A 6,315-nucleotide genomic window follows, 5' to 3' on the forward strand; every position below is an offset into this window, starting at 1 on the left:
CGTTTTCCGGCTCCCTCAGGGCCCGGTTAGGGTGCCGGTCATGGCGAACACGGAGAACGTCGAGATCGGCGTCATCGGCGGGTCGGGCTTCTACTCATTCCTCGACGACGTGACCGAGATACAGGTGGACACCCCCTACGGGCCGCCCAGCGACTCCCTCTTCCTCGGCGAGATCGCCGGGCGACGGGTCGCCTTCCTCCCCCGCCACGGTCGCGGGCACCATCTGCCGCCGCATCGCATCAACTACCGGGCCAACCTGTGGGCGCTGCGTTCCGTCGGCGCGCGGCAGGTGCTCGGGCCGTGCGCCGTGGGCGGGCTGCGCCCCGAGTACGGGCCCGGGACGCTGCTCGTGCCGGACCAGTTCGTGGACCGTACGCAGTCCCGGGTCCAGTCGTTCTTCGACGGGGTGCCGGTGGCCGGTGGCCGGACGCCGAACGTGGTGCACGTGTCGTTGGCCGACCCCTACTGCCCCGTCGGGCGCGAGGTCGCGCTCGCGGCGGCGCGTGGGCGGGAGTGGGAGGCGGTGGACGGCGGGACGCTCGTCGTGATCGAGGGGCCGCGGTTCTCCACCCGTGCGGAGTCCCTCTGGTACCGGGCTCAGGGGTGGTCCGTGGTCGGTATGACCGGGCATCCGGAGGCGGCGCTCGCTCGTGAACTGGAGCTCTGCTACACGTCGATGACGCTGGTCACCGATCTCGACGCGGGTGCCGCTGCGGGGGAAGGTGTCTCGCACGACGAGGTGCTGAAGGTGTTCGCGGCGAATGTGGGGCGGTTGCGGGGGGTTCTGTTCGACGCGGTTGCGGGGCTGCCGGCGGGGGGTTCGCGGGATTGTTCGTGCGCTTCTGCGTTGGGTGGGATGGATCCGGGGATCGCCTTGCCGTAGGAGGCGTGGGGCGTTGCCAGGGGGCGTGGGGGTGGGAGCGGGCCGTGCCGGTACGTCGAGTCCGCCGCCCCCGTGCATACGGCTCTTGGTCGGAGGGTCCGACTTTTTTGCGGGAGCCCTACGCGGCGGACTTTCGACGTACCGGCACGGCCCGCTCCCGGGTCTCGTCGCCGGGTGCGGGCCGCGGCCCCTTCGCGTCGGTTGTGAGGGGGCGAGTGGAAGGGCTCCTTCGGGTGGTGGGGTTTTCCACAAGTGGGGGGTTGTCCACGGGGGTCGGCAGGATTTTTGGTGAGGCCGCAGTCTGGGGGCGAAAGCGATCTCCGACCGCAGGCGGTGGTACTCGTGTCGCAGTTGTCCTCGTTTCCGCGTCCGTTGGGCACGGACGTTCCCGGTACGTGCCAGGTGCCGCACTTCGCTCCTGTACGGGTTCGGGGTGGGCGGTATCAGTTGCGCCGGCTGGTCCGGTGCCGGAGACGGGCTCTGGCGGCGGGGCTGGCCCTGACCGCGGCGGCCCTTGTCGCGGCCGGGCCGCGGGAGGTGGTGGCGCGGGGTGCGGGGCCGCCCCGGCCGGTGGCGGTGGATTCCGTGCGGGAGCGGCGGGCGGTCGAGATGGTGACCGCGCCTGTGCGGATCGCCGATGCTGCGACCGTGCGGCTGCTCAGGCCCGGTGATCGGGTGGACGTGGTCGCGGCCGAGCAGTCGGCGGCGGGTGACGCACGGGTGGTGGCCCGTGGGGTGCGGGTGACGAAGGTTCCGGAGTCCTTGGACAGCGTGTCCGAGGGCGGGGCGCTGGTCGTTCTGTCGGTGCCGAGGAGGACTGCCGCACGGCTGGCCGGGGCAGGCGTGACCTCGCGACTGGCGGTGACCTTGTGCTGAGCATGATCAGGCGGGTTGCGGTTTGGCTGTCAAGTCGCTCGTTGGAGTTATGGAATTGGACAGGGGCGCCGCACCCTGACGTAGGTTGCGGAGCTGTTCATTCCACAATCTGTGCAACCGAGAAGGGTCCCCCTGGTGAGCGAGAAGAAGAAGGAGCCGAGCATCCTGGACGGCTTCAAGGCCTTCCTGATGCGCGGGAACGTCGTCGACCTGGCTGTCGCGGTGGTCATCGGCGCCGCCTTCACCAACATCGTCAACTCCGTGGTGAAGGGCGTGATCAACCCGCTGGTCGGCGCCTTCGGCACCAAGGACCTCGACAAGTACAGCTCGTGCCTGAAGTCCCCCTGCGACTTCGACGAGGCGACGGGGACCGCGACGAGCGGCATTCCCATCATGTGGGGCACCGTCCTCAGCGCGACGCTGACCTTCGTGATCACCGCCGCCGTCGTGTACTTCCTGATGGTGCTGCCGATGTCCAAGTACCTCGCCCGGCAGGCGGCCCGCCAGAAGGCGAAGGAGAACACGCAGGAGGTGATCGAGGTCACCGAGCTGGCGGTTCTGAAGGAGATCCGCGACGCCCTGGTCGCTCAGCGCGGCTCCGGGCACAGCGAGCGATAGCGGCGGGCGAGGGCGCGGGCAGGGTCTGCGGGGTGGCTCTCCGGCGGCTGGGCCGCGGGTGGGATCAGATGTGGTGGGGCGGCTTCTCGTCCAGGAAGCGGGCCAGGTCCGCGGCGCTGTCGGCGGTCGGCCTCTCGCCCCACCCGCGGTCCGTGTCGTCCTCGGACTGCCGGCTCAGCGGGTCGTCGAAGACCAGCGCGGCCTTGGGCTCACGCGGTTTCGGGGTGGATGCTCCGGCTTCGCTCATACCTTCAGGGTACGCGCAGGCGAGCGGGCGGCCGGGCGTCCGCCGAGGTCTCCGGCAAGGGCCGGGCCGGGGTCGACACTGGGCTCATGACTGTTGACGCTCTGACCGATGTGACCGGGCTGCGTGTGGGACATGCCACGCGGATCGGCGATGGCTGGCTCACCGGGACGACGGTCGTCCTGGCCCCGGAGGGCGGCTCGGTCGCCGCCGTGGACGTGCGGGGCGGCGGTCCCGGTACGAAGGAGACCGACGCGCTCGATCCGCGCAATGTGGTGCACAAGGTCGAGGCGATCGTGCTGACCGGCGGGAGCGCGTTCGGGCTGGACTCGGCGACGGGCGTGATGGCCTGGCTGGAGGAGCGGGGGCGCGGGGTGCGGGTCGGCCCCGATCCGCACCATGTCGTGCCGGTCGTGCCGGCGGCCTGCGTCTTCGATCTGGGCCGGGGCGGCGACTTCCGGGCCCGGCCGGACGCGGCGACGGGCCGCGAGGCGGTGGAGGCCGCGGCGGCGAGCGAGCGGGGCGCGCCCGTGCGGGAGGGGTGCGTGGGCGCCGGGACCGGGGCGGCCGTCGGAATGATGAAGGGCGGGGTCGGCACGGCGAGTGCCGTTCTCGAATCGGGGATCACGGTGGCGGCGCTCGTCGTCGCCAACGCGGCGGGCTCGGTGCTGGAGCCGGAGACGGGGGCGCTGTACGGGGAGTTGGTCCAGGGGCAGCTGGGCTGTCCGGCCGAGGAGGTGCACCGGGCGGCGCGGGTGCGGCTGGCGGAGGCCTCGGCGAAGAACTCGGTCCCGCCGCTCAACACCACGCTGGCCGTGGTCGCGACGGACGCCGACCTGTCGAAGGCACAGGCCCAGAAGGTGGCGGGCACGGCACACGACGGCATCGCGCGAGCCGTCCGGCCGGTGCATCTGCTGAACGACGGGGACACGGTGTTCGCCCTGTCCACGGGCGCACGCCCACTCGCCGCCGAGGACCCCCTCGCCCTGAACGATGTCCTCGCCGCGGCAGCGGACCTGGTGACCCGCGCGATCGTCCGGGCGGTACGGGCCGCCGAGTCGGTGGAGGGCCCGGGCGGGATGTGGCTGTCGCACGGGGAGTTGTACGGGAGGGGGTAGGGCGCGCTCCCTCTCTCCCGCGGCAGCGGGGAGCGTGGCGGACGCCGTAGCGGCCTGCGGGGCCGTGGGCCGTGTGTGCCGTATGTCGTGGGCCGTCGCGGAGTATCTCCGGTAGCGCGCGGGGCGGCAGGGGTGGGTGGTGGGCAAGTGCGGTCGTGGGGCTTGGGATTGTCCCGACTCTGTCACGTGCTGGTGTCAGGGGCGGGCTGGGGGAACCCGGGCGGTCGGAGTTGCGCTCCTTGTTCATGGATCTTCTGTCCATGGACCGGATCGACCGACCGTCCCGCACCACGAGAACCTGGAGCAGCCCGTGACAACGCCCGACGCAACAGCGAGGCGCACGCTGGCGGCCTGTGCCGCCCTGATGGTCGGCGCCCTGACTCTCACCGCCTGCGGCGGCGACGCCAAGGCCGACAACAAGGCCGGTGGATCCGAGGACGCGCGGATCACGATCTCCGCCAAGAACGGCTCGGCGGGGGCGTCGATCAACTCGACCGGTGTGAAGGTCAGCGACGGGAAGCTGACCGAGGTGAAGATGACCGAGTCGGCGAGCGGAGCCGACGTACCGGGGTCGGTCGCGGGGGACGGGAAGAGCTGGAAGCCCGAGAAGCGGTTGGAGAGGGGGACCAAGTACCGGATAGCGGCCACCGCCAAGGGCGAGAGCGGGAAGACCACGGCGGCCAGGTCCACCTTCACCACGGTCTCCACGGACAACAGCTTCATCGGGACGTACACGCCCGACGGCGGGGCGAAGGTCGGCGTCGGGATGCCGGTGTCCTTCACCTTCGACAAGGCGATCACCAACAAGAAGGACGTCCAGTCGCACATCGAGGTCACGTCGAGCAGCGGGCAGAAGGTGGTCGGGCACTGGTTCGGGACGCAGCGGCTGGACTTCCGGCCCAAGGAGTACTGGAAGGCCGGTTCCAAGGTCACGACCAAGGTCGACCTGGACGGCGTCGAGGGCGCGAACGGCGTCTACGGGGTGCAGGACAAGAAGGTCACCTTCACGGTGGGGCGTTCGCAGGTCTCCACCGTCGACGCCGACACGCAGACCATGACGGTCGTGCGGGACGGACGGACCGTCAAGACGGTCCCGATCTCGACGGGCAGCGCGGGCAACAGCACGTACAACGGGCAGATGGTGATCGCCGAGAAGTTCCGGCAGACGCGGATGAACGGGTCGACGGTCGGCTACGGCGGTGAGTACGACATCGCGGACGTGCCGAACGCGATGCGGCTGACGACCTCGGGGACCTTCATCCACGGCAACTACTGGTACGACCGGAGCAACCCGCCGTTCGGGAAGCAGGGCACCAGCCACGGCTGCGTCGGGCTCGCGGATGTGCAGGGCGCCGGGAGCGACACGAACGCCAAGTGGTTCTTCGACAACTCCCTCGTCGGGGACGTCGTGACCGTCAAGAACTCCCCCGACAAGACGGTCTCGCCGGACAACGGGCTCAACGGCTGGAACATGGCATGGAGTGCATGGACCGCCGGAAGTGCCCTCTGACCTAAGGGTTTTGTGGTTTTCACGGGCCGCGCGGGAACTTCTCCCGCGGCCCCGGCGTTTTTCGTGTGTACGTTTTCTCGGTTCCCGGACATGATGTCCGACCGAGGGGCTACGGTATGCACCCACAAGGTGACATGCAGCAACGCCGGGAGAAGCCTTGAGCGTTCCGTACGAGACGGCAGCGTACGAACCACCCGAGTCGCCCGAGTCTCCGGAGGAGCATCTCGCGCGACTCCTCGGTCGTGCCCTGAACTCCTTCGAGCTGCCGGACGACACGATAGGGCGGCTCGACCGAGCGCTGGCGCACGACAGTTCACTGCACTCCGCGCACCACAGCGCGGGACTGCACCGCGAGACGTATCGCCATACGTGGCTGCTGGCCGATGGGAGCGCGCTCACGCTCTGGGAGCTGGTCCACAACACCGCGCCGGGCCGGGACACCCAGCACGAGGTCTACGAGGACGAGGAAGAGCTGCGCACCGCGACCGCGCGCCTGCCGCTGCCCGTGGACACGCCCGATTTCGAACTGCCCCTGCTGGTGCGGCTGTCGGCCATTCCGGAACCGCTGCACGCGTATGTTCCGGACGACTCTGCGGACCACGGCCGGCGGCTGCTGCGGCGCGCCGAGAACGCGGACCGGCCGGGCGAGGACATGGCCGAGCTGCTGCGCAGGGCGTTTGCGCACCAGATCACCCAGGCCTTCGGTCGACCGGTCCGGGCCGGCCGCAGGGGGCTGTGCTTCTCGCTCTACGAGCACGGGTTCCTGCTCCGGGACGGCCGTGAGCTGTCCCTGTGGGAGGTCGAGCACACGGCGACACCCGACGGACGGCACATGTGCGAGGTGTACGCGTCGGAGGAGGACGCCCGGGAGGCCATGGAGCGGCGGGCCGCCAACCTGCGCTGACGGAGAGCCGAGAGAATCGGCAGAGATACGTACAGCACACGGCCGTGGGGCGGGGGGGGGGGGGGGGGCCCGGGCGGGGGGGGGGGGGGGGGGGGTGGTGGTGGTGGCCCCCCCGCCCTAGGGGGGGGGGGGGGGGGCGGGGGGGGGGGGGTGTTGGGTCTG

Annotated in this window: 7 protein-coding genes; 6 read left to right on the forward strand and 1 reads right to left on the reverse strand. The window is 70.7% G+C overall.

Translation table 11 applies throughout. The annotated features are described in order from the left end of the window. The first annotated feature begins 40 nt into the window (after positions 1 to 40). The 3 genes from ACZ60E_RS45385 (at position 41) to mscL (ending at position 2,377) form a co-directional block, all read left to right on the forward strand. Positions 41 to 883, forward strand: a complete 843-nt coding sequence (locus ACZ60E_RS45385; RefSeq protein WP_384810975.1) for an S-methyl-5'-thioadenosine phosphorylase — start codon at positions 41 to 43, stop codon at positions 881 to 883. Between the two features lie 333 nt (positions 884 to 1,216). Beyond that, positions 1,217 to 1,759, forward strand: coding sequence for a hypothetical protein (locus ACZ60E_RS45390; RefSeq protein WP_469448179.1), 543 nt, complete (start codon positions 1,217 to 1,219; stop codon positions 1,757 to 1,759). Positions 1,760 to 1,894: 135 nt separating this feature from the next. Beyond that, the gene (mscL, locus tag ACZ60E_RS45395; RefSeq protein WP_384816054.1) at positions 1,895 to 2,377 is read left to right on the forward strand and encodes a large conductance mechanosensitive channel protein MscL; all 483 of its coding nucleotides are present in this window, start codon (positions 1,895 to 1,897) and stop codon (positions 2,375 to 2,377) included. Between the two features lie 64 nt (positions 2,378 to 2,441). Here the strand turns inward: mscL and ACZ60E_RS45400 are convergent, their stop codons facing one another. Further along, a complete protein-coding gene (locus ACZ60E_RS45400) occupies positions 2,442 to 2,624 on the reverse strand; it encodes a hypothetical protein (RefSeq protein WP_384816057.1) in 183 nt (60 codons plus the stop codon). A gap of 86 nt (positions 2,625 to 2,710) precedes the next feature. Between ACZ60E_RS45400 and ACZ60E_RS45405 the strand changes: the two genes are divergently transcribed. The 3 genes from ACZ60E_RS45405 (at position 2,711) to ACZ60E_RS45415 (ending at position 6,153) form a co-directional block, all read left to right on the forward strand. Continuing rightward, the gene (locus ACZ60E_RS45405) at positions 2,711 to 3,739 is read left to right on the forward strand and encodes a P1 family peptidase (protein ID WP_469448180.1); all 1,029 of its coding nucleotides are present in this window, start codon (positions 2,711 to 2,713) and stop codon (positions 3,737 to 3,739) included. Positions 3,740 to 4,049: 310 nt separating this feature from the next. Next, a complete protein-coding gene (locus tag ACZ60E_RS45410; RefSeq protein ID WP_469448181.1) occupies positions 4,050 to 5,249 on the forward strand; it encodes a L,D-transpeptidase in 1,200 nt (399 codons plus the stop codon). 157 nt (positions 5,250 to 5,406) lie between these two features. Beyond that, positions 5,407 to 6,153, forward strand: a complete 747-nt coding sequence (locus ACZ60E_RS45415) for a DUF6227 family protein (RefSeq protein ID WP_384816064.1) — start codon at positions 5,407 to 5,409, stop codon at positions 6,151 to 6,153. Positions 6,154 to 6,315: the final 162 nt, after the last annotated feature.

The organism is Streptomyces sp. NPDC102514, from assembly GCF_055584525.1.